General features: G+C 64.4%; 31 protein-coding genes and 1 riboswitch. Of the genes, 10 read left to right on the forward strand and 21 right to left on the reverse strand.

What is annotated here, in order from left to right:
* Nucleotides 1-204 precede the first annotated feature (204 nt).
* A riboswitch (cobalamin riboswitch) is annotated at nt 205-420 on the forward strand.
* 98 nt (nt 421-518) lie between these two features.
* Nucleotides 519-2,378 carry a TonB-dependent receptor domain-containing protein gene (locus tag UIB01_RS17510; RefSeq protein ID WP_038663289.1) on the forward strand — a complete coding sequence of 620 codons (1,860 nt, stop codon included), beginning with the start codon at nt 519-521 and terminating at the stop codon, nt 2,376-2,378.
* A 22-nt stretch (nt 2,379-2,400) separates the two neighbouring features.
* On the opposite strand, the gene UIB01_RS17515 is transcribed toward UIB01_RS17510, so the two are convergent.
* The 12 genes from UIB01_RS17515 to nrdR form a co-directional block, all read right to left on the reverse strand.
* Entirely contained in the window at nt 2,401-3,201 is an 801-nt protein-coding gene (locus UIB01_RS17515; RefSeq protein WP_038663290.1) for a cobalamin-binding protein, read from the reverse strand.
* A complete protein-coding gene (locus UIB01_RS17520) occupies nt 3,201-3,608 on the reverse strand; it encodes a hypothetical protein (RefSeq protein WP_038663291.1) in 408 nt (135 codons plus the stop codon). Before UIB01_RS17520 ends, UIB01_RS17515 begins: the two co-directional genes overlap by 1 nt.
* Complete coding sequence (gene ribA, locus UIB01_RS17525; RefSeq protein WP_015278253.1) at nt 3,605-4,222, reverse strand: GTP cyclohydrolase II; 618 nt, start codon at nt 4,220-4,222, stop codon at nt 3,605-3,607. The genes UIB01_RS17520 and ribA overlap by 4 nt, the downstream gene beginning before the upstream one ends.
* Nucleotides 4,223-4,332: 110 nt before the next feature.
* Nucleotides 4,333-4,980 carry a retropepsin-like aspartic protease family protein gene (locus tag UIB01_RS17530; protein WP_038663292.1) on the reverse strand — a complete coding sequence of 216 codons (648 nt, stop codon included), beginning with the start codon at nt 4,978-4,980 and terminating at the stop codon, nt 4,333-4,335.
* 86 nt (nt 4,981-5,066) lie between these two features.
* On the reverse strand, nt 5,067-5,564 hold the full coding sequence (locus UIB01_RS17535; RefSeq protein ID WP_038663293.1) for a phosphatidylglycerophosphatase A family protein: 498 nt from the start codon (nt 5,562-5,564) through the stop codon (nt 5,067-5,069).
* Nucleotides 5,565-5,617: 53 nt separating this feature from the next.
* Nucleotides 5,618-6,580 (reverse strand): thiamine-phosphate kinase, encoded by a 963-nt coding sequence (thiL, locus tag UIB01_RS17540; RefSeq protein WP_038663294.1) that lies wholly within the window; start codon nt 6,578-6,580, stop codon nt 5,618-5,620.
* A 12-nt stretch (nt 6,581-6,592) separates the two neighbouring features.
* A complete protein-coding gene (gene nusB / locus UIB01_RS17545; RefSeq protein ID WP_038663296.1) occupies nt 6,593-7,078 on the reverse strand; it encodes a transcription antitermination factor NusB in 486 nt (161 codons plus the stop codon).
* The gene (ribH, locus tag UIB01_RS17550; protein ID WP_003289143.1) at nt 7,075-7,551 is read right to left on the reverse strand and encodes a 6,7-dimethyl-8-ribityllumazine synthase; all 477 of its coding nucleotides are present in this window, start codon (nt 7,549-7,551) and stop codon (nt 7,075-7,077) included. Before ribH ends, nusB begins: the two co-directional genes overlap by 4 nt.
* Nucleotides 7,552-7,609: 58 nt before the next feature.
* Nucleotides 7,610-8,689: a bifunctional 3,4-dihydroxy-2-butanone-4-phosphate synthase/GTP cyclohydrolase II gene (gene ribBA / locus UIB01_RS17555; protein ID WP_003281762.1), complete on the reverse strand. Its 1,080-nt coding sequence runs from the start codon at nt 8,687-8,689 to the stop codon at nt 7,610-7,612.
* Between the two features lie 11 nt (nt 8,690-8,700).
* Nucleotides 8,701-9,363, reverse strand: coding sequence for a riboflavin synthase (locus tag UIB01_RS17560; protein WP_003281763.1), 663 nt, complete (start codon nt 9,361-9,363; stop codon nt 8,701-8,703).
* Between the two features lie 522 nt (nt 9,364-9,885).
* Nucleotides 9,886-10,986, reverse strand: a complete 1,101-nt coding sequence (gene ribD, locus UIB01_RS17565; RefSeq protein ID WP_038663301.1) for a bifunctional diaminohydroxyphosphoribosylaminopyrimidine deaminase/5-amino-6-(5-phosphoribosylamino)uracil reductase RibD — start codon at nt 10,984-10,986, stop codon at nt 9,886-9,888.
* Complete coding sequence (nrdR, locus tag UIB01_RS17570; protein ID WP_003281766.1) at nt 10,983-11,450, reverse strand: transcriptional regulator NrdR; 468 nt, start codon at nt 11,448-11,450, stop codon at nt 10,983-10,985. Before nrdR ends, ribD begins: the two co-directional genes overlap by 4 nt.
* A 113-nt stretch (nt 11,451-11,563) precedes the next feature.
* On the opposite strand from nrdR, the gene UIB01_RS17575 reads away from it, so the two are divergent.
* Genes UIB01_RS17575 through thpR form a run of 3 tightly spaced genes read left to right on the forward strand, consistent with a single transcriptional unit; the run spans nt 11,564 to nt 13,177 of the window.
* Nucleotides 11,564-11,989, forward strand: a complete 426-nt coding sequence (locus UIB01_RS17575; RefSeq protein ID WP_038663303.1) for a YbaY family lipoprotein — start codon at nt 11,564-11,566, stop codon at nt 11,987-11,989.
* Entirely contained in the window at nt 11,986-12,639 is a 654-nt protein-coding gene (locus tag UIB01_RS17580) for a class I SAM-dependent methyltransferase (RefSeq protein ID WP_038663306.1), read from the forward strand. Before UIB01_RS17575 ends, UIB01_RS17580 begins: the two co-directional genes overlap by 4 nt.
* 16 nt (nt 12,640-12,655) lie before the next feature.
* Nucleotides 12,656-13,177 (forward strand): RNA 2',3'-cyclic phosphodiesterase, encoded by a 522-nt coding sequence (gene thpR / locus UIB01_RS17585; RefSeq protein WP_038663309.1) that lies wholly within the window; start codon nt 12,656-12,658, stop codon nt 13,175-13,177.
* Nucleotides 13,178-13,206: 29 nt separating this feature from the next.
* Here thpR and yedF read toward each other — a convergent pair whose 3' ends face one another.
* Together yedF and yedE are read right to left on the reverse strand one after the other, a co-directional pair.
* The gene (yedF, locus tag UIB01_RS17590) at nt 13,207-13,446 is read right to left on the reverse strand and encodes a sulfurtransferase-like selenium metabolism protein YedF (RefSeq protein WP_023444682.1); all 240 of its coding nucleotides are present in this window, start codon (nt 13,444-13,446) and stop codon (nt 13,207-13,209) included.
* Nucleotides 13,415-14,641: a selenium metabolism membrane protein YedE/FdhT gene (gene yedE / locus UIB01_RS17595; protein ID WP_051605108.1), complete on the reverse strand. Its 1,227-nt coding sequence runs from the start codon at nt 14,639-14,641 to the stop codon at nt 13,415-13,417. Before yedE ends, yedF begins: the two co-directional genes overlap by 32 nt.
* 205 nt (nt 14,642-14,846) lie before the next feature.
* Between yedE and trxA the strand changes: the two genes are divergently transcribed.
* Nucleotides 14,847-15,716, forward strand: coding sequence for a thioredoxin (gene trxA, locus UIB01_RS17600; protein WP_038663313.1), 870 nt, complete (start codon nt 14,847-14,849; stop codon nt 15,714-15,716).
* Nucleotides 15,717-15,741: 25 nt separating this feature from the next.
* On the opposite strand, the gene UIB01_RS17605 is transcribed toward trxA, so the two are convergent.
* Nucleotides 15,742-16,089: a hypothetical protein gene (locus UIB01_RS17605; RefSeq protein WP_038663314.1), complete on the reverse strand. Its 348-nt coding sequence runs from the start codon at nt 16,087-16,089 to the stop codon at nt 15,742-15,744.
* Between the two features lie 93 nt (nt 16,090-16,182).
* Between UIB01_RS17605 and UIB01_RS17610 the strand changes: the two genes are divergently transcribed.
* From UIB01_RS17610 to UIB01_RS17625, 4 genes are read left to right on the forward strand one after another with little or no spacing between them, the layout of a single operon-like run.
* Nucleotides 16,183-16,812 (forward strand): DUF2796 domain-containing protein, encoded by a 630-nt coding sequence (locus UIB01_RS17610; protein WP_038663316.1) that lies wholly within the window; start codon nt 16,183-16,185, stop codon nt 16,810-16,812.
* Between the two features lie 16 nt (nt 16,813-16,828).
* Entirely contained in the window at nt 16,829-17,536 is a 708-nt protein-coding gene (locus tag UIB01_RS17615; protein ID WP_038663318.1) for an ABC transporter ATP-binding protein, read from the forward strand.
* 3 nt (nt 17,537-17,539) lie between these two features.
* Nucleotides 17,540-18,805: an ABC transporter permease gene (locus UIB01_RS17620; protein WP_038663320.1), complete on the forward strand. Its 1,266-nt coding sequence runs from the start codon at nt 17,540-17,542 to the stop codon at nt 18,803-18,805.
* An 8-nt stretch (nt 18,806-18,813) separates the two neighbouring features.
* Complete coding sequence (locus tag UIB01_RS17625; protein ID WP_038663322.1) at nt 18,814-19,326, forward strand: DUF3299 domain-containing protein; 513 nt, start codon at nt 18,814-18,816, stop codon at nt 19,324-19,326.
* A 45-nt stretch (nt 19,327-19,371) separates the two neighbouring features.
* Here the strand turns inward: UIB01_RS17625 and UIB01_RS17630 are convergent, their stop codons facing one another.
* Genes UIB01_RS17630 through UIB01_RS17655 form a run of 6 tightly spaced genes read right to left on the reverse strand, consistent with a single transcriptional unit; the run spans nt 19,372 to nt 24,281 of the window.
* On the reverse strand, nt 19,372-20,463 hold the full coding sequence (locus tag UIB01_RS17630) for a tetratricopeptide repeat protein (RefSeq protein ID WP_038663324.1): 1,092 nt from the start codon (nt 20,461-20,463) through the stop codon (nt 19,372-19,374).
* A 1-nt stretch (nt 20,464) separates the two neighbouring features.
* Nucleotides 20,465-21,178 carry an energy transducer TonB gene (locus tag UIB01_RS17635; RefSeq protein WP_038663327.1) on the reverse strand — a complete coding sequence of 238 codons (714 nt, stop codon included), beginning with the start codon at nt 21,176-21,178 and terminating at the stop codon, nt 20,465-20,467.
* A complete protein-coding gene (locus UIB01_RS17640; RefSeq protein ID WP_015278273.1) occupies nt 21,178-21,591 on the reverse strand; it encodes an ExbD/TolR family protein in 414 nt (137 codons plus the stop codon). Before UIB01_RS17640 ends, UIB01_RS17635 begins: the two co-directional genes overlap by 1 nt.
* An 11-nt stretch (nt 21,592-21,602) precedes the next feature.
* Nucleotides 21,603-22,148 (reverse strand): MotA/TolQ/ExbB proton channel family protein, encoded by a 546-nt coding sequence (locus UIB01_RS17645; protein WP_015278274.1) that lies wholly within the window; start codon nt 22,146-22,148, stop codon nt 21,603-21,605.
* The gene (locus UIB01_RS17650; protein ID WP_038663337.1) at nt 22,141-23,487 is read right to left on the reverse strand and encodes a MotA/TolQ/ExbB proton channel family protein; all 1,347 of its coding nucleotides are present in this window, start codon (nt 23,485-23,487) and stop codon (nt 22,141-22,143) included. The genes UIB01_RS17645 and UIB01_RS17650 overlap by 8 nt, the downstream gene beginning before the upstream one ends.
* Nucleotides 23,484-24,281, reverse strand: coding sequence for a DUF3450 domain-containing protein (locus tag UIB01_RS17655; protein ID WP_038663339.1), 798 nt, complete (start codon nt 24,279-24,281; stop codon nt 23,484-23,486). The genes UIB01_RS17650 and UIB01_RS17655 overlap by 4 nt, the downstream gene beginning before the upstream one ends.
* Before the next feature lie 183 nt (nt 24,282-24,464).
* On the opposite strand from UIB01_RS17655, the gene UIB01_RS17660 reads away from it, so the two are divergent.
* Nucleotides 24,465-25,148: an OmpW/AlkL family protein gene (locus UIB01_RS17660; protein ID WP_038663342.1), complete on the forward strand. Its 684-nt coding sequence runs from the start codon at nt 24,465-24,467 to the stop codon at nt 25,146-25,148.
* Nucleotides 25,149-25,213: the final 65 nt, after the last annotated feature.

Genomic DNA, 25,213 nt, shown 5'->3' on the forward strand with positions numbered 1-25,213 from the left:
TCGCTTCGAGCCCAACGCGGCCGTCAAACAAGTCAGCGCAGATCGCTGAACATTCTGCTGCGCGCAACACCATCGCGGCTGGATGTTTTTCAAACAACCTGCGAGCAGCCCTGGGACGCGACTTTGCTCGGAAACCACAGGCGCTGGCGGCCCTTGCGGCCATTCGTCCGCTTGTGTTTGCCCACTACCCGCCGTAAGGTTCGCGCGTTTTCTTATCCGCCCAGGTGTGCACGACCGCAAGGTCCGCATTAAACGGGAAGCCGGTGCGCTCGAAGAGCAAGGCCGGCGCTGCCCCCGCAACGGTAATCGACCGCGATCCTTGGGATCGCCGTCCGCTCGACAGCCACTGTGTTCCGACATGGGAAGGTGAGCGCGATGCGCGTCGAAAGCCCGGAGACCGGCCTGACGGATTCGACTGGTGTTGCGGAGGGCAGCACCGTCAAGCGCTGCTGCCCGTCATCCCCCGCGCTTGTTCCTGCCCTCCTCAAAAGTCTGCGATCTTTTGAGGAATTCCAAGAATGAAACTGTCCCGACTTGCCCTGGCCGTGGCGCTGCTGCCTGGCGTTGAGGTGTTTGCTGCTGAGCAGGAGCTGCCAAGCATGCTCATTACCTCAGCCCGCCAGGCTGAACCCCGCGCCCAGGCCACTGCAGCCAATACCGTATTCACTCGAGCCGATATCGAGCGGCTACAAGCCCGCAGCGTGCCCGAGCTGCTGCGGCGTGTGCCAGGCGTACAGGTGGGCAGCCCTGGCGGTGTGGCATCGCTGTCGCTGCGTGGCACCGGTACTGCACAAACGCTGGTGCTGGTCGATGGCCAACGCATTGCTTCAGCCACCAGCGGTTTCGCCCGCCTCGACTACCTGGCTATCGACAACATCGAGCGTGTCGAAGTGATCCGTGGCCCGCGCTCCTCGCTTTACGGCGCGGATGCCATTGGTGGCGTCATCCAGATCTTTACCCGTGGCGGCAAACCCGGAATAAAACCGGAAGTCCGCTTGGCCGCCGGCAGCGACCAGACCTTCCAGCGCAGCCTGAGCCTGGCAGCCGGGACCGAGCAGACCCGTGTCCATCTAGGCGCCAGCCTCGATGAGAGCGACGGCCTCGATATCACCCGCGACAACCGCGGCGCCGATCGAGACAACGATGGCCAGCGCAACAAGGCGCTGCACCTGAAGCTGGATCACCAGTTCGATGCAAACTGGAAAGCGGGCTTGAGTCTCAACGACCAGCGCGGCAAGAACGAGTACGACGATGCCTACGAGTTTGCTCCGGGCGCACCGCAGGACGAGTTTCGCGTCAGCAGCTACAGCGGCTACCTGGACAGTCAGCTGACGGACATCTGGAACAGCCGTCTGGAGATGGGTCGCAGCTTCGATCGCAACCGCGCGGTCGGCTCCAACTACAACGACGGCCTGCTGGAAACCACCCGTCACTCGGCTGCCTGGATCAATCGCCTGCAGCTGAGCGAACGCCAGCAACTAAGTCTCGGCAGCGACTGGTACGAGGACCGTCTCGATGCCACCACCACCTACCAGGAAGACAGCCGCGACAACCTCGCTTTCTTTGCCCAGCACAGCTTCCAGAGCGAGCGATTCGGTACGGAGCTGGGCCTACGCCACGATGACAATCAGCAGTTCGGCAGCCACAACAGCTGGAACGCGGCGCTCAGCCTGCCGGTGGGTGAGTCGCAGCGCTGGATTCTGAGCTACGGTGAAGGCTTCCGTGCGCCCACGTTCACCGATCTCTACGCACCCCCAGCCTGGGGTCCGAACCCGGACCTGACGCCGGAGACTTCGAAGACCTACGAATTGCAATGGCGCGCTGAATTCGACGAGACCCAGCTGGAAGCCGCGCTTTATCGTACCGACGTCGAAGACATGATTGCCTGGGGTGGAACCCGAATGGAAAACATCAGCCAGGCACGGATCAACGGTTTCGAAGCCAGTGCGGCGCGCGAACTGCTGGGGTGGCAGGCGAGCCTCGGCGTTAGCATCATCGATCCACGTGATCGGAACAGCGGACGGGTACTACAACGTCGCGCCAAGCGCTCGCTGAGCCTGGACATGGATCGCCAATTCGGCGCATTCGGCGTCGGCGCGTCCTGGCAGGCCTTCAGCCAGCGCTTCGACGACAGCGCGTTCAATTCAAACTACGAGTCTGAGCGCACCACAATCCCAGGATATGCCGTGCTGAACCTTCGCACGAGCTGGCAGGCGACCCCCGAACTTCGCTGGGAAGCCAAGTTGGATAACGTGCTGGACAAGGACTATCACCTGGCGCTGTACCAGCGCGAATTCGCCAACATGGACAGCGCCTACGGCTACAAGGAGCAGGGCCGCACCGCACTGTTCGCCGTCATCTGGAATCCGTCGCTGTAGTCGCGTTAACCAGCGCGCCCGCTCAGGGCGCTGCGGCCATCACTTCGCAGAGCTTCCGGATCGCCGCCAGCATCTGGAAGCTCGGTCGCTCCAGCCCCTTGTCGGGCACTTCCAGTAATCGCCCATCACGCACGGCGCTGAGCTGCGGCCAGGCCTGCCACTCGTCCAGCTGCGCACCACTGCCGGCCAGGATGACTTCGGGATCGCGAGCAAGCACGGCTTCGATGCTGACCTGAGGTGCCGCCAGGGTCAGGTCGGCGAAAACGTTCTGCCCACCACACACCTCTATCGCTTCGCTGATGATCTGCTGGCCGCCGAGGGTATACAGCGGGCGATTCCAGATCTGATAGAAAACCCGCAGTGGCTCAGCGCGCTTGTAGTTGCTGCGTAACTCGGCAAGGCCCGCGCGAAATTGCTCCGCCAGCCGCTCGCCTTGTTCGGCGCGGCCTACGGCATTGCCAACCGCAACGAACTGCTCGGCCAGCCCTTCGAGACGGGTCTGCTCGGCAACCAGAACGCGAATACCGAACTGCTGCAACTGCTCACGCTGACTGCGCGGCACACTGTCCGGCCAGAGCAGCACGAGGTCCGGGCGCAGGCTGAGCAGGGTTTCCATTTCCACCTGGCCGTAGCGCCCAACCGAAGGCACCGACTGCAGCTCTGCTGGGCGCTCGCCGCCATCCAGGACGCCAACCAACCGGTCGGCGGCGTTGAGTTCGAGCATGATCTCGCTGAGCGATGGCGCCAGGCTCACTACTCGCTCGGCAGCCAACGCAGGCAATGACGCCAGCGAAACCAGCGCGACGAGTAGCAGACGTCGCATCAATGCAATTGCCGCGGAATGCGGTAGAGCACCAGCAACACCAGGCTGCCAAATACCAGCAACAGGCGAGCAACCGGCTCCATGCCGAATAGCGCACCCGCAGCGCCGATCCAGGCCGGTAATGAGGCGATCAGCAGACCGCGACGGCGAACACGGCGCAGATCGCTCCAGGCATCGTCCTCCACCGGGCCGTTCAGCGCCTGTTCGGTGGCAATCAGTGCATGTTTGAAGCGGGTGAAGGCCCGCAGGCTGAAGAACAGCGAAACCAGGCCGGCAGCGAAGAGTGGCAGACCCCAATCGGCAAACACCACCGATGTGCGCCCAAGCACCAGCACAGGCAGCACCATCAGCAGCGTATACAGCCAGCCGTCACGTGCGAGCTGGCGAAGGGCGGCGTCTCGCGTCACGACTGCTCGGCTTCGCCCTGGTGAATCTCGCCGAGCATGTGGCCGAGCTTGCCGGCCTTGGTGGCGAGGTATTTGCGATTATGCGGATTGTGCGCGATCTGCAGCGGCTTGCGCTCGGCGACGCGAATGCCGAAGCCCTGCAGAGCCTTGACCTTGCGCGGGTTGTTGGTCATCAGCTTGATCTCCGCGATGCCGAGATGCTCGAGCATCGGCAGGCAGATGCCGTAGTCGCGCATGTCCGGGGCGAAGCCCAGGCGCTCGTTGGCCTCAACGGTATCGGCGCCGGCGTCCTGCAACTCGTAGGCGCGGATCTTGTTCAGCAGGCCGATGCCGCGGCCTTCCTGGCGCAGATAGAGCAGCACGCCGCGGCCCTCGTCGGCAATCGCCCGCAGTGCCGCTTCCAGCTGGAAGCCGCAGTCACAGCGCAGGCTGAACAACGCATCACCGGTCAGGCACTCGGAGTGCAGACGCCCCAGCACCGGCTTGCCATCGGCCACGTCGCCGAGCGTCAGCGCGACATGTTCCTTGCCAGTGTCCTGGTCGAGAAAACCATGCATGGTGAACACACCGAACGGCGTCGGCAGTTGGGAAGCGGCGACGAACACGACAGACACGGGCGGAAATCCCAGAAGGCAGAAAAGCGGACATTGTAACACCAACTAACCCCGAATCTGGCTGGAGAGTTTGGCCGTCGACCGCGCCTATCGTGCCGTCGGGAAGCGGCTCAGGAGGTTTTCGACTCCAGCACCAGCACGCCCTGCTCCTCGCGCCAGCTGACGCGACCGAGAAAGCTCATGCCGAGCAACGCGTCGGTGGGCGAGCCACCCTCGACGACTACCGCTTCCACGCCGATCACCTCGATCGCCCCGACCTTCACACTGTTGAGATGAACGCGCCAGGCCTTGGCGGTACCGCTGGCAGTGCTCACCACCATCGGCCGGCCGTTGACCCGGTAGTCGATGCCCAGGCGGCGAGCCTGATGTTCGTTGATCGCCACGGAGGTAGCGCCGGTATCGACGAGAAACTGGATCGGCTGGCCATTGATCGCTCCGGCGATCCAGTAATGGCCGCCGGTGCCCTTGGCCACGCTCAGTTGGGTCTTGCTTGGTGTGGCGTAGGCGCCGCTGTATTCGCGGCTCAGGTTGTAGTGACGCTCGACGCCATCGACCCGCAGCACCGCGCCACTGGCATCGGCGCTGACTACCTGAACGCCGCCTGGGCCGGTCTGGCCGACCTTGACCAGCTTGCGCTGGCCGTCGACATTGACCACCGCAGCCCCCGGAAACAGCCCAACCACCTGCACCATGGACGCGGCCTGCGCCAGTGCGGGCAGCAGCAACAGGCTGGCGAACAGAATGGGGATGCTACGCATGGCTATTTCCTCGAAACCAGGCCGTCCGGGCCGGAACGACCGATCATCCATTAACAGCCGGCACGCTGCAGCGACCGGACGCACAATCAAACCAACAGCGCCACCAGTCCCTGCATGACCGCCCAGGCCGCGATACCGGCGAGGATATCGTCGAGCATGATGCCCACCCCGCCATGGATGTGCCGATCCACCCAGCTGATCGGCCAAGGCTTGGCGATATCCATCACGCGGAACACCACGAAACCAAGCAGCATCCAGTACCAGCCTTCCGGCACCAGCCAGAAGGTGATCCAGATGCCGACGAACTCATCCCAGACGATCCCTTCGTGGTCGTGCACACCGAGTTCACGCGCCACCTTGCCGCACAGCCAGACGCCGAACAGCATGGTCAGCCCGAGCATCAGCAGATGACCCCAGCCCGGCAGCAGTTGCCACAGCGGCACGAACGGCAGTGCTACCAGCGAACCCCAGGTGCCCGGCGCCTTGGGCATCAGCCCGGAACCGAAGCCGAACGCCAGATTGTGCCAAGGATTGGACCAGACCAGGGTTTGTGGCTTGGTCGCGACCGGTGCGGAGTCAGTCAAAACAGCGTTCCTTATCGGATCGATGGCAAGCAGCTACGGGGTCGAACCAGCGCCTACGCATTGAAATGGTTGTAGCCACGCTCGGACACGGCCACTTCGTTGCCCGCCGCATCAAGCAGCTGCACCCCCTGCCCCGCCGCCACTCGACCGATGACGTGCACCGACCAGCCGGCATCGAGCAGCGCAGATAGCTCAGCGGGCGGCAGCGTGAAGGCGAGCAGATAGTCATCCCCGCCGGCCAGCGCACAGCGCAACGCTTCGCCCTCACCGGCGAACCGGCGTAGCGGCTCGGACAGAGGCAGGCGGTCACGCTCGATCTGCAAGGCCACACCCGAAGCCTTGGCAATATGCCCGCAGTCAGCCAGCAGACCGTCGGAGATATCCAGCGCCGCCGTGGCCTTGCCTCGCAGCGCTTCACCCAGGGCCAGCTGCGGTTGCGGCGACCAGTAGCGTGCCAGCAGGTGTTCGGCGACATCCGCCTCGGCTTCGGCCTGACCGAGCACCAGCGGCAACGCGCCGGCCGCTTCACCAAGCACGCCGCCGACGCAGAGCAGATCGCCGACCTGCGCACCGGACCGAACCAGCGCCTGCCCGGCCGGGACTCGGCCGAACACCGTAACGGTAAGGCTCAGCGGGCCGCGGGTGGTGTCGCCACCAATCAAACGCAGGCTGCAATCAAGCGCCATCGCATCCAGGCCACGGGCAAGTTCCGCCAGCCAGAGTGGATCGCCAGCAGGCAAGGTCAGGGCAAGGGTGAAGCCGATGGGCGTGGCGCCCATGGCGGCGAGATCACTGGCGGCCACGGCCAACGAGCGCTGGCCGAGCAGGAAGGGATCGCAAGGATCGGGGAAATGTACCCCGGCGACCAGGGTATCAGTGGAAACAGCCAGCTGTTCGCCGACCGGAAGCTGCAGCAGGGCACAATCATCGCCAATGCCGAGAACGACTTCGCCGCCCGCCCTGGCACAAGCGGCGGCGGCGAAGTAGTGACGGATCAGCTCGAACTCACCCAGCAAGGCGAGCGGCCCTCAGCGCTTGTGGTTGCGCACTTCGGCGCTGCGCAGCGTGGGGGCCAGCTTGTCCAGCACGCCGTTGACGAACTTGTGTCCGTCGGTGGCGCCGTAGACTTTGGCCAGCTCGATACCTTCGTTGATGACCACGCGGTAAGGCACGTCGATGCGCTGCATCAGCTCGTAGGTAGACAGGCGCAGAATCGCCAGCTCCACCGGATCGAGCTCCTCCAGCGGACGGTCGAGATTCGGCGCGATGGCACCGTCGACTTCACTCTTGGTGCGCGCGACACCGGTCAACAGCTCGTGGAAGTAGCTGCCGTCCACCCCGGAGAAATCGTTGTCGACGCGGAACTGCGCCTCGATTTCGTTGAGGCTCTGACCGGCCATGTGCCATTGATACAGCGCCTGCATCGCCAGGCTGCGAGCGACCCGGCGCGTGGCGATCTTGCCCTTGGCCTTGGGCTGGGGAGCGTCCTGGCTATCGTCGTGATTCAGGCTCACTTCGCCTCCAGCTGCGACAGCAGGCTCACCATTTCCAGTGCGGAAAGTGCGGCTTCGGCGCCCTTGTTGCCGGCCTTGGTGCCGGAGCGTTCGATGGCCTGTTCGATGGAATCGACGGTCAGTACGCCGAAGGCGACCGGCACACCGAATTCCATGGAAACCTGAGCCAGACCCTTGGTGCATTCGCCGGCAACGTATTCGAAGTGCGGCGTGCCGCCACGAATGACCGCGCCGAGGGCGACGATGGCGTCGTATTCACCCTGCTGGGCGACCTTCTGCGCGACCAGCGGAATCTCGAAGGCACCCGGTGCGCGGATGATGGTGATGTCGTTCTCGCTGACGCCGTGGCGAACCAGCGCGTCGACCGCGCCGCTGACCAGGCTCTCGACGACGAAGCTGTTGAAGCGGCCTACGACCAGGGCGTATTTGCCCTGCGGGGCGATGAAGGTTCCTTCGATGGTCTTCAGGGGCATGGGTGCTTTCTCATCTCTTTAAAGAACGAAGGCGCCGCGGACTGCGCGGCGCCTCTGATTATTCGGCCGGGAGGTATTCTACAACTTCCAGATCAAAGCCGGATATCGCGTTGAACTTCATTGGCGCGCTCATCAGGCGCATCTTGCGAACGCCCAAGTCACGCAGGATCTGCGAACCGGCGCCGACGGTGCTGTAGGTAGCCGGGGTCGGCGGCTGCTGACGGGTCAGCTGCGCCAGCAGCTGCGGGCCGGTCAGCGGGTTGCCGAGCAGCAGCACGACGCCCTTGCCGGCCTTGGCAACCTCGCTCATCGCCGCGCGCAGGCTCCAGCGGCCCGGCACGGTGACCAGCAACAGATCACGCAGCGGCTCCATGTTGTGCACGCGGACCAGCGTCGGCTCCTCCGGGGAGATTTCGCCGCGGGTCAGCGCCATGTGCACGGTGTCCTCGACGCCGTCGCGGTAGGTGACCAGGTTGAACTGGCCCAGCTCGGTTTCCAGCGGCTGTTCGGAAACCCGCTCGACGGTACGCTCGTGGATCATGCGGTAGTGGATCAGGTCGGCGATGGTGCCGATCTTCAGACCATGCTGCTCGGCGAAGGCTTCCAGCTCAGGACGGCGCGCCATGGTGCCGTCGTCATTCATGATCTCGCAAATCACCCCGCTCGGCTCGAAACCACCCATGCGCGCCAGGTCGCAGGCCGCTTCGGTATGGCCGGCACGCGCCAGCACGCCGCCGGGCTGGGCCATCAACGGGAAGATATGACCGGGGCTGACGATGTCCTCGGCCACGGCATTGCGCGCCACAGCAGCCTGCACGGTACGCGCACGGTCGGCAGCGGAGATGCCGGTGGTCACCCCTTCGGCGGCCTCGATGGAGACGGTGAACTTGGTGCCGAAGCCCGAGCCGTTGCGCGGCGCCATCAGCGGCAGCTTGAGCAGTTCGCAGCGCTCGCGGGTCATCGGCATGCAGATCAGGCCGCGGGCGAAGCGCGCCATGAAGTTGATGTGCTCGGCGGTGACGCATTCGGAAGCGACGATGATGTCGCCCTCGTTCTCGCGATCCTCGTCATCCATGAGGATGACCATCTTGCCGGCGCGGATGTCTTCGATCAGTTCTTCAGCGGTATTGAGCGCCATGGGGCGTCTCCTCAATTCTTCAGGTAGCCGTGCTCGGCGAGAAAACCTTCGGTGAGCCCCGAGGCCTTGGGTTCGGCGGCCTTGTCGCCCATCATCAGGCGCTCCAGGTAACGCGCCAGCAGGTCGACTTCCAGGTTCACCTGCCGCCCGGGGCGGTAGTCGGCCATGATGGTTTCGCCGAGGGTGTGCGGCACGATGGTCAGCTCGAATTCGGCGCCATTGACCGCGTTGACCGTGAGGCTGGTGCCGTCGACGGTGATTGAGCCCTTCAGCGCGATGTACTTGGCCAGCTCGCGCGGGGCACGGATGCGAAACTGCACCGCACGTGCATTATCTTCCCGGGAGACGACCTCACCGACACCGTCGACATGACCGCTGACCAGATGGCCGCCGAGGCGGCTGGTAGGGGTCAGGGCCTTTTCCAGGTTGACCCGGCTGCCGGCCTTGAGGTCGATGAAGGCGGTGCGCGCGAGGGTTTCGCGACTGACGTCGGCCCAGAAGCCGTTGCCCGGCAGCTCGACCGCAGTCAGGCAGACGCCGTTGACCGCGATGCTGTCGCCCAGTTTGACGTCGCCCAGATCCAGCTTGCCGGTTTCGACCAGCACGCGTACGTCGCCGCCCTTGGGCGTGAGCGCACGGATGGTGCCGATGGCTTCGATTATTCCGGTGAACATGTGGCCTCCCGTGGAAGGCGGGTAAAACGTTGCATACGACGAACTCCTGTTTTTGAAAAACAGGGCGCTACGGATCGATAGGGATGCATGACGGGCGCACGGACGGCGTCCATCGGGATATCCCGCTCTCTCTCATCCGGACTATACCGTCGGCCCCGGAATCACACCGGGTCTGCTGACCTTGCCTAGGCAAGCGCTCGCGGGCTAGACGCGATTGAAAGCTACTGCGCGCAGAGCATGCTGCGTTGTGGTCCTCCTCGAAGTGCTCATTTACCAGGGTAAACTCCGCCTTCTCGTCGAATCACGCCTTGCCTGCTCAGCGCTCGCTACGCTTTCATCCTTGTAACTGCGCCATTACCGCCGGTGGGGAATCGCACCCCGCCCTGAGAACGTTGGGCCGCTTGCGGCCCGGCAGCGTTTTTAACACAAATAGCGGCGCGGGGCAGCCCGATATCGCCAGATAGCAGCTATGAGGGTGCAAGACGAAGGCTATCGGCAGACGCTGCCGGCACGGGTTGCCGATCAGCTGGCCGGGCGCGCCACGATTTTCCAGTCGTCACCCACCGCACGGATGTCGACAATCTTCAGCTCGCGCGCCTCGTTCATGCGTTCCAGAGGCAGCTCCAGCAGCGGGCGCGCCGTGGAGCCGAGAAACTTGGCTGCCATGAACACTTGGTATTCGTCGATCAGGCCGAGACTGGCGAACGCACCGACCAGCCGCGGGCCGGCCTCGACCAGCACCTCGTTGGCACCACGGGCAGCCAGCTCGCGCAGCAGCGCGGTCAGGTCGACCCGCTCCTGTCCCAGCACCAGCGCCTGATGGCCGGCGCGACGATAGGTCTCCTCGCAACCAGCGACCGCCGTGACGACCAGCGCTGGACCAGCCTGAAAGAACGGCGCATCCAGCGGCACTCGCAGCCGACCATCGACCAGCACCCGCAGCGGCTGGCGCTGCAGCGCCAGCGCGGTGGTTTCCGCGTCCAGCCCCAGTTCATCGCCACGCACGGTCAGCCGCGCGGCGTCCATCAGCACCGTATCGGCGCCGGTCAGCACGACGCTGGAGCGAGCGCGCAGGCGCTGCACCTCGGCGCGTGCCGCCGGCCCGGTGATCCACTGACTCTCGCCGCTGGCCATCGCGGTGCGCCCGTCCAGGCTCATCGCGAGTTTGGCGCGAACGAACGGCAGGCCGCTTTCCATACGCTTGATAAAGCCGCAGTTGAGCTCCCGCGCCTCGGCTTCCAGCACGCCGCTGGCGACTTCGATGCCGGCGCTGCGCAGTAATTGCAGGCCACGCCCGGCGACCTGCGGGTTGGGGTCTTGCATAGCCGCCACCACCCGCCCGACACCGGCCTTGACCAGCGCTTCGGCACAGGGCGGCGTGCGCCCGTAATGACTGCAGGGTTCGAGGGTGACGTAGGCGGTGGCGCCGCGGGCGCGCTCGCCCGCCTGGCGCAACGCGTGGACCTCAGCATGCGGCTCACCGGCACGCACGTGCCAGCCTTCACCGACCAACTCACCATCAGCGACGATGACGCAGCCGACCCGCGGGTTCGGGTGGGTCGAATACAGCCCCTTACGCGCCAACTGCAGTGCGCGGGCCATCCAGGCGTGATCGGTGGTCATTCGGGCTTCGCTGGCTCGCGGGACAGGCGCTCGATTTCCTCACGGAATTCGTTGAGGTCCTGAAAGCGGCGATAGACGGAAGCAAAGCGGATATAGGCGACCTCATCGAGCTTCTGCAGCTCGGCCATCACCAGTTCGCCGAGCACCCGCGACTTTATTTCGCGCTCGCCGGTGGCGCGCAGCTGATGCTTGATATGGGCGATCGCAGCTTCCAGGCGCTCGACGCTGACCGGACGCTTCTCCAGCGCGCGCTGCATACCGGCGCGTAGTTTCTGCTCGTCGAACGGCTGGCGGCTGCCATCGGACTTGATCAGTCGTGGCATCACCAGTTCAGCGGTTTCGAAGGTAGTGAAGCGCTCGCCACAGGCCAGGCACTCGCGGCGACGGCGCACCTGATCGCCTTCGGCAACCAGGCGGGAATCGATGACCTTGGTATCGTTGGCGGCACAGAAGGGACAATGCATTTGGCTGAAATCGGTCGTACGTCGGGACGGCCATGGTAGCGCATCCGACCGGCAAGACAAGGCGACGGCTTTGCTGCTATACAAGCCCGCAATCGTCGTTCAGGAGGCTGTCCGTGCCGCCACGTTTTTTCGTTCTCCCTGCCTTCCTGGCCTTGCTCGCCGGCTGCAGCAGTAAGCCCAGCGAAGCGCCGACCGCACCGGTCGAGCTGAGCACCGCCCCGCACTCCAAACTGCTCAACGAACTGAGCGGTAGCCTGATCGGCGCGCCGGCTGGCAGCGACGTGGAGCTGGCACTGCTGGAGGTCGATCGTCGCGACCAGCCGGACCGCCTGCTCAGCAATGTCCAGCTCAAAGGCCGCGATAGCCAACTGCCCTTCATCCTGCAGTTCAACCCCGACGCCTTTCCCACCGGCCAGCGTGTCGAGCTGCGCGGCCGGGTCACCCGGGCCGGCCAGCTGATCATGCGGCTGCCGCCGCGAACCATATCCAGCCCCGCCAGCCAGGCGCTCGGCCCGCTGCAGCTGGTTCCGGCGCCGTGAGCGCACCGGCCGCATTACAGGCGGCACTGAACGAACTGCTGGGCGACGCACGCCTGGTTGCCGAGCCGCTGCCGGGCACCGATCTGCGACTCTGGCTGATCGACGCCGCCAATATGGACCGCGCCTTCAGCCCCGAGGAAACCCGGCGGATACTCGAAGACCCGCCGTACTGGAGCTTCTGCTGGGCCAGCGGCCTCGTGCTGGCGCGCTGGCTGGCCGAAAACCCCGAGTGGGTGCGCGGCAAGCGCGTGCTGGATTTCGGTGCCGGCTCAGGTGTCGCGGCCATCGCCGCCGCCAAGGCAGGCGCTGCCGAAGTGGTGGCCTGCGATCTCGACCCGCTGGCGCTCGCCGCCTGCCAGGCCAACGCCGTGCTCAATGGCGTCGAGCTACGCTATTCCCAAGACTTCTTCGCCGAGGCGGATCGCTACGATCTGATCGTCGTGGCCGATGTGCTCTACGACCGCGCCAATCTGCCGCTGCTGGATCACTTCCTCAGTCGTGGACGCGAAGCGCTGGTGGCCGATTCGCGGGTGCGCGATTTCGCCCACCCGCTGTACCGGCGCCTGGACGTGCTGGATGCCTGCACCTGGCCGGATCTGGCCGAGCCGGCAGAGTTTCGCCAGGTCAGCCTCTATCACGCGACGCGCTAGTCGCACGGAGACCACCATGAGCGAGGAAAACCTGCGGCTGTTCTTCGCGCTACCCTGCCCGCCCGAGCAAGCGGCAGCGATCTGCGCGTGGCGGGACGACCAGGCGATCGACGGCCGAGCGGTGCCACGCGACAACCTGCACCTGACCCTGGCATTTCTCGGCGCACAGCCGAAGGATCATCTCGACGCCCTGTTGCAGATGGCGGCGACGGTGCAGACCGATTCCTTCAGCCTCACCCTCGACCGCCTGACCACTATCGGAAAAGGTTTCATCTGCCTGCAGCCCAGCACCACGCCTCCCGCACTCCTGCAGCTTGTCGAAGCGCTGAGCGAGCGGTTGGCGGCGCTTGGCGTAATTCTCGACTGCCGCCCCTTCCTGCCGCACCTGACGTTGAGCCGCCAGGCCCGATGCCGACCGCAGAAGCCGGCTCCGGATTTCAGCTGGCACGTCGATCGATTCGTGCTCTACCGCTCACGCAATACCGAGGATGGTGTGCACTACGACGAACTGGGCAGCTGGCCGCTGGCTGCGCCATAGCAACCCGAAGGCTGCAATGGCGCTGTCGCTCAACGCGGTACTTCGATCAGAAAACGAAACAACGGACCGTGCTGTTCCACCGCCAGGCAGTTGTAGCCCTTGGCCTTGGCGTCCTCGGGGATGCCATGCACCGACTGCGAGCAGTCGGTCACCACTTCGAGCAACTGCCCCGGCTGCATGGTTTCCAGGGTTTCCAGCGTAGCGATGGCGTTGTACGGGCAATGCTCGCCACGCAGATCAAGCGAGAGATTCGGTTTGGCCTGGCTCACGGGCAGGGCTCCTTTTCGATTGGAAACGACGGGCGTTGAGGTGCACCAGCAACATGGCGACGGCCAGGCCGGCGAAGGTCAGCAGCAAGCCACTGGCCGGACCAAAGCTCTCGAGCAGATTGATCTTCGGATAGGGCAGTGCCAGCGAGGTGCCGAGCTCGTCCCAGTAGACCGCCACCAGCGTGCCGCCGATGACATTGCCGACGCCGACAACCCAGAAGTGCACCTGCCCTTCCATGGCGCGATACATCCAGCCGGTTTCGCAGCCGCCGGCAACGACGATACCGATGCCAAACAGCACGCCACCGATGATTGCGTTCGGCCCCATCCAGAAAATCTTCGGACTTGCCCCTAGCCCGATGGCACCGAAAGTACCGACGCAGGCCACAGCCATGCCCAGCAGGATGCCGTAGGCCACGCGGGTTCGGCCGGTGGTCCAGAGGTCGCGCGCGGCACTGGTAAAGCAGATCTGTGCGCGCTCGATCAGCCCGCCGAACAACAAGCCGAACAGCACCGCCATGCCCAGCACCAGCGAGGCATCGAAACGCCAGGCGGCGAAGGCGACCGCAAGCACCGCGACCGCCGTGCCGATCCGGGCCTGCACCGTGGCCCGCCGCCGCGTGCCTTCCGCATCGCCGAACAGCGAACTGGCCTGGCTGCCGACCTTCAGCGGCGTGCGCAACCAGGGCAACAGGCAAATTTTCACACCTATCCAGGCGCCACCCACGGTGGCCAACATGAACGCCCAGGCGTGCAGCGAGAACATCGGAATCCCGGTGAAGAAAGCCGCCAGGTTGCAGCCCATCGCCAGGCGCGCGCCGAACCCGGCGATCACCCCACCGATCAGCCCCTGCAACAAGCGGCGCTTGCTGGTCGGCCAGCGCAGGCTGACGTTGTTTGCCCACAACGCCGCACACAGTGCGCCAAGCAACATGCCGATGATCATCACGCCGTCGATGCGATCGAGCGGCGTGCCGGCAAGGCCGATCAGCTTGAAGTAGCTCCACTCCTCGGGTGCGTAGCCGAACCAGGAAATGACGTGCCCACCCCAGCGAGTGAACTCCCCGGTGACGGCCCAGAAGGTGCCAGTTATGGCGAAGTAGTAAGCGGAAGCGACGCCCAGCGCGACAAGCGCGGGCAGCGGCGACCAGAAGCGCACGAGGTAGCGCTCCCAGAAGTCGGAGAGAACGGACATGTGAAGCTCCTTATGACGCGCGACTGCAAACGCCGCACCGGTCTAGGAAAAGGGTTGCGCCACGATGAGCCGGCAAAGAGCCGTGCCATCCGGCGGGCGCAACCATAGACCAATGGCCGCGGGCATGCGAGCCCTTGCTTCCCGTGGCGGGCGCCCCCACATACCATGCACGCCTTTCCTGACATTCGTTGCCACGAGAATCCCGATGAGCCAGACGCCCTACATCTTCGATGTCACCACCACCAGCTTCGAGCAGCTGGTGCTCGAGAACTCGTTTCACAAGCCGGTACTGGTCGACTTCTGGGCCGAATGGTGCGCGCCGTGCAAGGCGCTGATGCCAATGCTGGCGAAGATCGCCGAGGAGTATCAGGGCGAGCTGCTGCTGGCCAAGGTCAACTGCGACATCGAGCAGGAAGTCGTCGCCCGCTTCGGCATTCGCAGCCTGCCGACCGTGGTGCTGTTCAAGGACGGTCAGCCGGTGGACGGCTTTGCCGGTGCACAGCCGGAATCCGCGATTCGCGCCATGCTCGAGCCGCACGTACAGGCCCCGGAAACCCCACAGGGCAACCTGCTGGAAAGCGCCCAGGCATTGTTCGCCGAAGGCCGTTTCGCCGAGGCGGAAGCGCAGCTGCAGCAACTGCTCAGCGAAGACAACGAGAACGGCGCCGGTTTGATTCTGTATGCCCGCTGCCTGGCCGAACGCGCCGAGCTGGCCGAAGCGGAAACGGTGCTCAATGCGGTGAAAGGCGACGAGCACAAGCAGGCTCTGGCCGGTGCGCGCGCTCAGCTGACCTTCCTGCGCCAGGCTAACGACCTGCCGGAAGTAGCCACATTGAAGAGTCGCCTGGCACAGAACGGCGGGGACGATGAAGCGGCTTATCAGCTGGCGATCCAGCAGCTGGCGCGCCAGCAATACGAGGCGGCGCTCGACGGCCTGCTCAAGCTGTTCGTGCGCAATCGCAACTATGCCGACGGGCAACCGCACAAGACGCTGCTGCAGGTCTTCGAGCTGCTCGGCAACGACCATCCGCTGGTGACGCTGTACCGCCGCAAGCTCTATCAGGCGATCTACTGATCGTTCGCAACAGCAGGCGAGCCTTTCAGGAAGGCTCGCCAATCCAGTGGTAACAGGGCGAGTCGGCACCGTGCTCGACCTTAACCTCGTCACAGTGGCGCAACCGCACCAGCAGCCGCTTGGCCAGCTGAGCGTTGCCCGTAAGCGCCTCCAGTTCGGCGAGCAACTCCGGGCCGTCCAGCTTGCCAGCGCAGCGCAGGCGCTCGCGGGCGCTGTGCCAAAGCGCATCGGCGGCAGGCGTCGCAGTCGTCGGAACACTGCCGGTCACGCCGGCATTGGCAAAGCCGCGCGCCAACTGCGACCAGTCACGCTCTTCAAGCTCGATCTCGAGATCGACCGGCCAATCCCCTATACGTCCGCGAATTCGAATCATGCTGCGTCTCCTGAGTGATGGCTCATGCTCACATGACGGCAACGGGCTGGCCAGCGGTGCGGCAAAGTTGTTATAAGGTAACGCCTTATCACAATGGAGCTGACCATGCGCCACCTACTGCTCGCAGTGCCTGTGCTTCTGCTGCCTTTGACTTACAGCCACGCGCACGAAGAACACCATCACCATGAGCACGAAGAGGCCTCAAGCCTGGGCGCGCATGAGCATGGCGCGGCGCGCCTGAATGCCGCACTCGACGGCAAGCGGCTGGAACTGGAGCTGATCAGTCCGGCGATGAATCTGCTGGGTTTCGAGCACGCACCGGCCAATGCGGCGGATGAAGCGAAGATTGCCAGCGTCCGCTCGCAACTGGAGCAACCCCAGGCCCTGTTCGGCCTGCCGGCGGCGGCAGGCTGCAGCGTGAGTGAACAGCAGCTTGCCGGCGAACTGCTCGGCTCGGCACATGCGGGATATCAGCGCGGCGATCAACATGATCACAAGCAGGAGCATAAGCACGATCACGACGACCATGAGGCCGCCGGCCATAGCGATATCGAAGCGCACTACCAGTTCGACTGCAGCAACCCTGAGGCGCTGCGCGCACTGGAGCTGAAAGGGCTGTTCGAAAGCTTCCCCGGCACGGAAAAGATTCAGGTACAACTGATCGGCCCAAACGGTCAGCAGGGCGCGGAGCTGACGCCGGCACGCTCGCAGCTACCCTTCTAAAACACACTGGACCTCGATGACTGCTCCTCTACTTGCAATCGACAGTCTCGGCTTCGCCTGGCCTCGCCAGGCCGAGCTATTGGACATTCCCACGTTTCGCGTCGAGCGTGGCGAAAGTCTCTTTCTCAAGGGCCCTTCAGGCAGTGGCAAGACCACCCTGCTCGGGCTGATCGGCGGCGTGCAGAAAGCCGGCCGCGGCAGCATTCGCCTGCTCGACCATGATCTTGGCCGCCTTTCGGCCGGTGCCCGGGACCGCTTCCGCGTCGATCACACCGGCTACATCTTCCAGCAGTTCAACCTGCTGCCTTTTCTCTCGGTGCGTGAAAACGTCAGTCTGCCCTGCCATTTTTCGCGGCTACGTGCCGAACGTGCGCGCAAGCGTCACGGCAGCACCGATGCCGCGGCGGCGAGCCTGCTGGAGCATCTGGGACTGTCCCCGGAGCTGTTCGAGCGGCGAGCCGACGCACTCTCGATCGGCCAGCAGCAGCGCGTTGCGGCCGCTCGCGCCCTGATCGGCCAACCGGAACTGGTCATCGCCGACGAGCCGACCTCGGCGCTGGATGCAGATAGCCGCGAAGCCTTCCTGCACCTGCTGTTCTCCGAATGCCGCGCGGCCGGCGCGAGCCTGCTGTTCGTCAGCCATGACCAGAGCCTTGCGCCGTTGTTCGACCGCAGCCTGTCACTGGCCGAGCTGAACCGCGCAGCCAGCAATCCGGAGCTTTAGCCGATGTATCTCCTGCGCCTGGCCCTGGCGAGCCTGAACAATCGCCGTTTCACTGCCCTGCTGACGGTATTCGCCATCGCCCTGTCAGTGTGCCTGCTGCTCGCCGTTGAACGGGTGCGCAATGAAACCCGCGCGAGCTTCGCCAACACCATTAGCGGTACCGATCTGGTGGTCGGCGCCCGTTCCGGTTCGGTCAACCTGCTGCTGTACTCGGTATTCCGCATCGGCAATGCGACCAACAATATTCGCTGGGACAGTTACCAACGCTTCGCCGAGCACCCGCGGGTCGACTGGGCAATCCCAATTTCCCTCGGCGACTCCCATCGCGGTTATCGCGTGATGGGCACCAGCACCAATTACTTCGAGCACTACCGTTACGGCCGCAAACAGCCACTGCAGCTGGGCGAAGGCCGCGTCTTCGAAGGCGACCCGTTCGAGGTTGTACTGGGCGCCGAAGTGGCCAGCGCGCTGGGCTACCAGCTGGATGACAGCATCGTCCTCGCCCACGGCGTAGCGCGGGTCAGCCTGGTTCAACATGAGGACAAGCCGTTCCGTGTGGTCGGCGTGCTGCAGCGCACCGGTACGCCGGTCGATCGCACCCTGCACATCAGCCTTGAAGGCATGGAAGCGCTGCATGTCGACTGGCAGAACGGTATGCCGGCCCGCGGCGCGGCGCGTATCGACGCAGAGCAGGCGCGCCAGCTCGATCTTCAGCCACAGCAGATCACCGCCTTTCTGCTCGGCCTCAACAGCAAGATCGCGACGTTCACCCTGCAGCGGGAAATCAACGAGTACCGCGGCGAGCCGCTGCTGGCGATTCTGCCCGGCGTCGCCCTGCAGGAACTGTGGAGCCTGATGGGTACGGCCGAGAAGGCGCTGTTCGCGGTTTCACTGTTCGTCGTGCTGACCGGCCTGATCGGCATGCTGACGGCGATCCTCACCAGCCTGAACGAGCGCCGCCGCGAGATGGCGATCCTGCGCTCAGTTGGTGCCCGTCCCTGGCATATCGCCGCCCTGCTGATCATCGAGGCGTTCGGCTTGGCATTGGCTGGAACACTGCTGGGCCTGGCACTGCTCTATCTCGGCATCGCCGTGGCGCAGTCACCGCTGCAGAGCCTCTACGGCCTGTTTCTACCGCTTGCCTGGCCGAGCAGCTATGAGTGGAGTCTGCTCGGCGCTATCCTGCTGGCGGCACTGCTGATGGGCAGCGTGCCGGCCTGGCGTGCCTATCGCCAATCGCTGGCCGATGGCCTGTCGATTCGACTGTGAGGAACCCGATGTCGCGCCTGTTGATCGCCCTGCTCCTAGTCTGCGTGCTGCCCGTGCACGCAGCCGAAGTCCGTCTGCTGCAGTGGGCAGAGCTAATTCCCGAAGGCGCGCCGCCACCACCGCCGCCGCTGGCGATACATGACATGTCGCAGCTCGCCGATGCGCTGGCTGCCGAGGCAGGGCCAGCCGCCGCGCAGCAATCACCGGCCGCGCCTGTCGTCGAAGCACTCGATGGTCAGATGGTGAAGTTGCCGGGCTATATCGTGCCTCTGGACATGACCGACGAAGGTCGCGTCACCGAATTCCTGCTGGTGCCGTATTTCGGCGCCTGCATCCATGTGCCGCCACCGCCGTCCAACCAGATCGTGCATGCCACCAGCGAACTGGGCGTGCGGGTGGATGCGCTATACGAGCCGTTCTGGATCGAGGGGCCCCTCAGCGTCGAACACGCCAGCAGCGAGCTGGCGGAGGCGGGTTACCGCATGCAGGCACAGAAGATCTATCCCTACGAGCTGCAATAAACGCCAGTCGGCCAACGCGGCGGCGATTACGTTTTGCCAGTCTGATCAGTGTGCGCTGGCGACCTGCCGTTCGCGCTCGAAGCTGAGCTCGCCTTCGGCCCACTCGCGCCATTCGCGCACCCGACGACGCTCTGCGCCGGCCCGCTCCGCCTGTTTCAGCGCTTCGAGCCCGGCCTGCCAGCGCGCTTGTTCCAGTTCGAGCTGGGCGACGTTCATCCAGAACTTGGCGCTGCCCGTCTGGGTCGCCAACTGGCGGTAGATCTTTGAAGCTTCGGTACGCTCGCGTGCCTGCCACCAGAGCATACCCATGCGCTCCTGGCGCGCCGCGTTGCTCGGCAGCAAGCGCGATGCCAGCATCCCTTCGAGCAGCTTGGCGCCTTGCCACGGCTGGCCGGCGGCACTGGCCAGCGCGACCAGGTTGTCCAGCTCGGCCTCGCTGAAGCGCAGCCCCTTGGTGTGCGCCGCCCGCAGGGTGGCCAGCGCACGATCTTCCGCACCAGCCAGCTGCTGCAAACCGGCTAACTGACGCCAGGCCTTGGCCTGATCGGGATGGCGCTGCAACAGCTTTTTCTGCCAGCCTTCAGCCGCTTGATAGCGCTTCAGCTCGGCATTACCGGCAACCAGAAACTGCAACCAGGTATCGCCGGCTTTCGGATTGGCCTGCACATAGCGCTCGGCCAGGGGCAGCGCCTTGGCGTGCTGGCCGAGGCCCTGATAGGCCTGCACCAGCATCTGCAGCACTTCTTCGTTGGCCTGATTGGCCGAGCCCAACAGCCTGACCACCTTGGCATAGCGACCCTCGACCAGATTCAGACGTGCCAGATTGCGCCGTTCGCCGGCGAGTAGTTCTTCATCCAGCTTGCCGCTGGCTACGGCCTTGTCCAACCACTCAAGTGCCTGGCGATTGTTGCCCTCGGCCCAGGCCAGATAACCACGGCTGCGCCAGAGCAACGCCTCTTCACCGCTGCCGGCCTTGGCGGTCACCCCCTCGAGCGCCTTGCGTGCTGTCGCGTAGTCGCCCTTGCTCTGCGCGGTCTGTGCGCGCTCAAGGGCCATGAACACGGCCGGGTCGATGGCCTGGGCAGCCTGGACCGAAGCAGCGAGGGAAAGGGTCAGCACAAGCAGCAGACGAAGCATCTCAGCGTTCTCCTTGCAGGCGGAAGTGCAGGGTTTTCACGGCTTCACGGGATACCGCCGCACCGTTTTCGGTACGCGGTGCGAAACGCCAGCGGGCCGCGGCACGCCGAGCCTCGCGATCAAATACGTTACGTGGCGAAGCCTCCAGCACACGAATGTTCTCCACGCGACCCTGCGGGTTGATGGTGAAGGCCAGCTTGATATGCCCTTCGATGCCCTGCTGCCGCGCACGATAGGGATACTCGGGGCGCACATCATTGAGCGGCATCACTTCCTGCTCTGGGCCACCCGGGTTACCCGCCGCTTCCACTGCCGCACTGGCCGGCGCTGGAGCGGCTGCAGGGGCGCTCGGCGCAGCCGTCAGACCGGACAGACTAGGTGCCGGCGCGGTGGCGACGGAAATACCGGCGTTGATGCTCGGCAGATCGAGATCGAGCTTCGGCAGATTCGCATCCGGCGTCGCCATGTTCGGCGTCGGCGGTGTCGGTGGTTGCGGCGTCTTGGGTTGCGGCGGCTGCGGCGCCTGCTGGCGAGAACGCGTGGCGCTGTCTTCGTTGCGCCCGTCCATGCGCACGAAGTTGGCGATCGCCAGCGGGTCTTCCTGAATCTTGCTGCGCGGCGGATTGACCATGCTCAGCATCAGAGCGAACAGCAGCAGCGCCACCACGCAGGCGGCGACGAAGGCCAGACTGAAGCGCACCAGCCGCGGTTGCATCAACGCGCCCCCGTGCTGGCAGCCAGCGCGACGTCCTGCACGCCGGCCTGACGCGCCTGATCCATGACCTGCACCACCAGCCCGGTGCGCGCATCCTGGTCGGCCTGTACCACCACTGCGCCTTCCGGTTGATCCACACGCAGCCGCTCGACATGCGCCCGCACGCTGCGCACGTCCACTGCCTGCTTGTCGATCCAGACCTGGCCGTCGGCGGTGACGGCAATGAGGATATTGCCTTTGTCCTGCGCACTGGCGGTATCCGCCTGCGGACGATGGACCTCGACACCGGACTCCTTGATGAAGGAGCTGGTGACGATAAAGAAGATCAGCATGATGAAGACCACATCGAGCATCGGCGTAAGGTCGATGCCGGTGTCCTCTTCCTGCTGGTAATGATGACGACGCATACGCATCCCGCTAATCCTCAGTCGTGACGCAGCTGGTCAGCCAGCCGGTCGAGAGACTGGCGCGCGATACGCTCAAGGCGCGCCAGACTGAACAATCCTGTGATGGCCAGCACCATGCCAGCCATGGTTGGCAGGGTCGCCTGCCAGACACCCGCGGCCATGCCGCGTGGGTTACCGGAGCCACTCAGCGCCAGCACGTCGAATACCGCGATCATGCCGCTGACCGTGCCGAGCAGCCCGAGCAGCGGATACATCGCAACCAGGGTCTTGCTTAGCCGTAGAGGTCCGGACAATTGCTGCTGCGCTTGCGCCAGCCAGGCCGAGCGCACCGCACGCTGCCAGCTGCCAGGCTCGTCGGCCATCTGCGCCCAGGCCTGCCGGCGTGACTCCACCCAATGCGGGAAGACCCGCCGCATGAACCACAGCCGCTCGAAAACCAGCGTCCAATACAGCACGCACAGGCCCGCCAGCGCCCACATCACCACCCCGCCTGCAGTCATGAAATCGAGCAGCGCATGACCGCTGTCGACCAGACTCAGCCAGTGGGCACGCAGATCAGTCACGGCGTGGCGCCCCCGACAGATGCAGTGCAATCAAACCGGCACTCTGCTGTTCTAGGAGTTGGATCAGCGCCTTGCTGCGACTGGCCAGCAGGCTGTGCAGAAACAGCAGCGGGATTGCCACGACCAGGCCCAGCACGGTGGTCACCAGTGCCTGGGAGATACCGTCGGCCATCAGCCGCGAATCGCCACCCCCGCTCTGGGTGATGGCCTGGAAGGTGATGATCATGCCGGTCACGGTACCCAGCAGGCCGAGCAGCGGTGCAACGGCCGCGAGTAGCTTGAGCAGCGGCTGGCCGCGTTCCAGTGGCGGAGTCTCCTGGAGAATCGCCTCGTCCAGCTTGAGCTCCAGGGTTTCCAGATCCGATAGCTGAGGCTTGGGGCCCAGCACGCCGATGATACGGCCGAGCGGATTGTCATCGCGCGGTTGGTTGAGCTCGCGCATCTGGCTACCGACCTTGCGGCCGACGCCGCCGAGATAAGCCATACGCCAGATCGCCAGCAGCAGGCCGATGGCGCCGAGCACCAGAATCACGCCACCGACCAGACCGCCTTGTTTGACGCGATCCCACAGATCGGGCTGGCGCTGCAGCTGGGCGATCAGCGTGCCGCGGCTCGGGTCCAGCGGCAGGGTGGCGAGCGCGTCGGAGCTTTTCAGGTAGTCGCCGATCAGGCCTTTGCCGGATGGCTGGCGTGTCGGTACCAGCAGTTCGCGGGCATCGGCGTCGTAACGCAGGAAAGCATTGTCGGTAAAGGCGGAGAAGCTGCCCACACGCAGCACCGACTGCTCACGACGCGCTCCATCGGTGCCCACCACAGGCAACGGAACGCGCTCCACCCGGCCACTGGCGGCCAGATCTTCCAGCAGGGTCATCCAGAAGGCGTCCAGATCTTCGGCAGAAGGCAGGGCGCGGCTTTCCGCCAGGCTGCGCAGCTGCTTGAGTCGCTCGGGATACTGGGCATTGAGCATGCTGTCCTGCCACTGACCCGCAATATCACCGGCACTCTGGCGGACCACGCCAAACAACTCACCCAGATGGCCAACGCGCTGTGCCAGAAGCTTCTCCTGCTCGGCCAGTTCGGCTTCCTGCCGGTCGAAATCGGCTTTCAACCGTTCGGCCTCGGCTTTCTGCTCAGCCAGGGCGGCACGTGCACGGGAGAGAAGTTGCTGCTGTTCGCCGCGGTCGCGGACGAAGGCCTGTTCGCGCGCCTGCATGGCGCTGACTTCCGCTGCTCGATCGCTGCGAATACGTTCAAGCAGCTGATCAGGGCTGAGCGGTTCTGCCGCATGAGCCGCAAGGGGCAACAGCGCGACTAGGAAAAAAGAAAACAGACGGCTCATTGCGCGGCCTCCTCGGCCAGGGTCTTCACGGGCAGTTGCAGGTAGGCAGGCGCCTGCTGCTGGCGGGCGATGGCAATGGCCTGCGTCAGCGGGCGCCGGGCGCTGCCATCGAGCACCTCCCAGCTGCGCGTCTGCGGGTTCCACCAGCCGCTCTCGTGAGCATCCAGGGTCTGGTAATAGAGCATCACCCGGCCCAGCCGCAGGAACTCCACGCTGCGCGAGTCTCCGTCTCCGTCTCCGTCTCCGGGCAGCTCGCCACGCCAGGCCTCCAGCGTGCGCCCATAGTCGCTTTCGATCTGATACGCCTCGAGGATGCGGCGATACTTTTCAGCCAGGCTGACATCGGCTCGCGGGAGCAAGTCCTGCAAGCTAGCGAGACGGTCCGCGCGCTCGTCGGGCAGGAATGGCACGTCGGCAGCAATGAACTCACCCAGCACCTCGACCATACGGCTCATCTGCGGGGTTACCGCTTCCTGCGTGCGCTCGATGCTGTCCAACTGGCGCTGAAAGCCGACCAGCTCCTTGCGCTGCGCCGCCGTCAGTTCCTGCAACTGCTTGTTGTAAGCCTTCAGCGCCTCGGTCTGCTGCAACGCACTGCGGTACTCGTTGAGCATTTCACGGGTGGCGTCGTCGAGCTGATCGATCCGCGCTTGCGAAGCCTTGGCCTCGGCAGACAGACGCTCGCTCTCATCCAGCGCAGCGTCCAGCGGAGCCGCGGACAGCGACCCGGCGTAAAGCTGCAGACAGCATGGCAGCACGGCAACCGCCAGCAGGCGGGGGATGAAGGAAGGCATTGAAGGATCCTTGGGACGGGCGCTAACTCAAAAGAGAAACATTATCATCTGTGAATTGACGCAAAGCAACCCGGGCGTTTCGTCGCAGTAGCCGAGGCCCCTTTCATTGAGCTGGATCAAAAAGCGCCCGCGCTCACTCCCTACCATGGCCCCCAATCGCATTCCAACAAACGGAGCATCATCATGCGCAAGACCCTGTTCACCGCTTCCGCGCTGGCCCTGGCGCTGGCCGCCCCCTTCGCCCAGGCTTTCGAAGCCGGGGACATCATCGTTCGCGCTGGTGCGATTACCGTTGATCCGCGTGAAGATAGCAGTGACATCAACCATGCCCTACTAGGTGACATTGGCGGAACCAAGGCGACTCTGAACAGCGATACCCAACTGGGCCTTAACTTCGCTTATATGGTCACCGATAAGGTGGGTATCGAGCTGCTCGCGGCAACCCCATTCAGCCACGACGTAGGCGTGAAGGGCATGCCGGCTGGCTTCGAACAGCTGAACGGAAAGCTGGGCAGCCTTAAGCACTTGCCGCCAACTCTGAGCGTTATTTACTACCCACTCGATAGCAAGTCCGCGTTTCAACCTTATGTCGGTGCCGGCATCAATTACACATGGTTCTTCGATACCAAGCTCAGTAGCGAAGCTGAAGGCAAGCAATTTAGCGGCCTGGACATGAAAGACTCTTGGGGCCTCGCCGCCCAAGTAGGCATGGATTACATGCTTACCGACAACATCATGCTGAACGCTCAGGTTCGCTATATCGATATCGACACGACCGGCACCACTTACTTGGCTGGCGACAAAGTGAAAGTCGACGTCGATGTAGATCCCTTCGTCTACATGGTTGGCCTCGGCTACAAGTTCTGACGAAACCGGCTTAGCCGAATCGCAGACAAACAAAAGGCGCCTATGGCGCCTTTTGTGTTTACGGC

Origin of the sequence: Stutzerimonas decontaminans (genome assembly GCF_000661915.1) — a bacterium.
Lineage (GTDB): Bacteria > Pseudomonadota > Gammaproteobacteria > Pseudomonadales > Pseudomonadaceae > Stutzerimonas > Stutzerimonas decontaminans.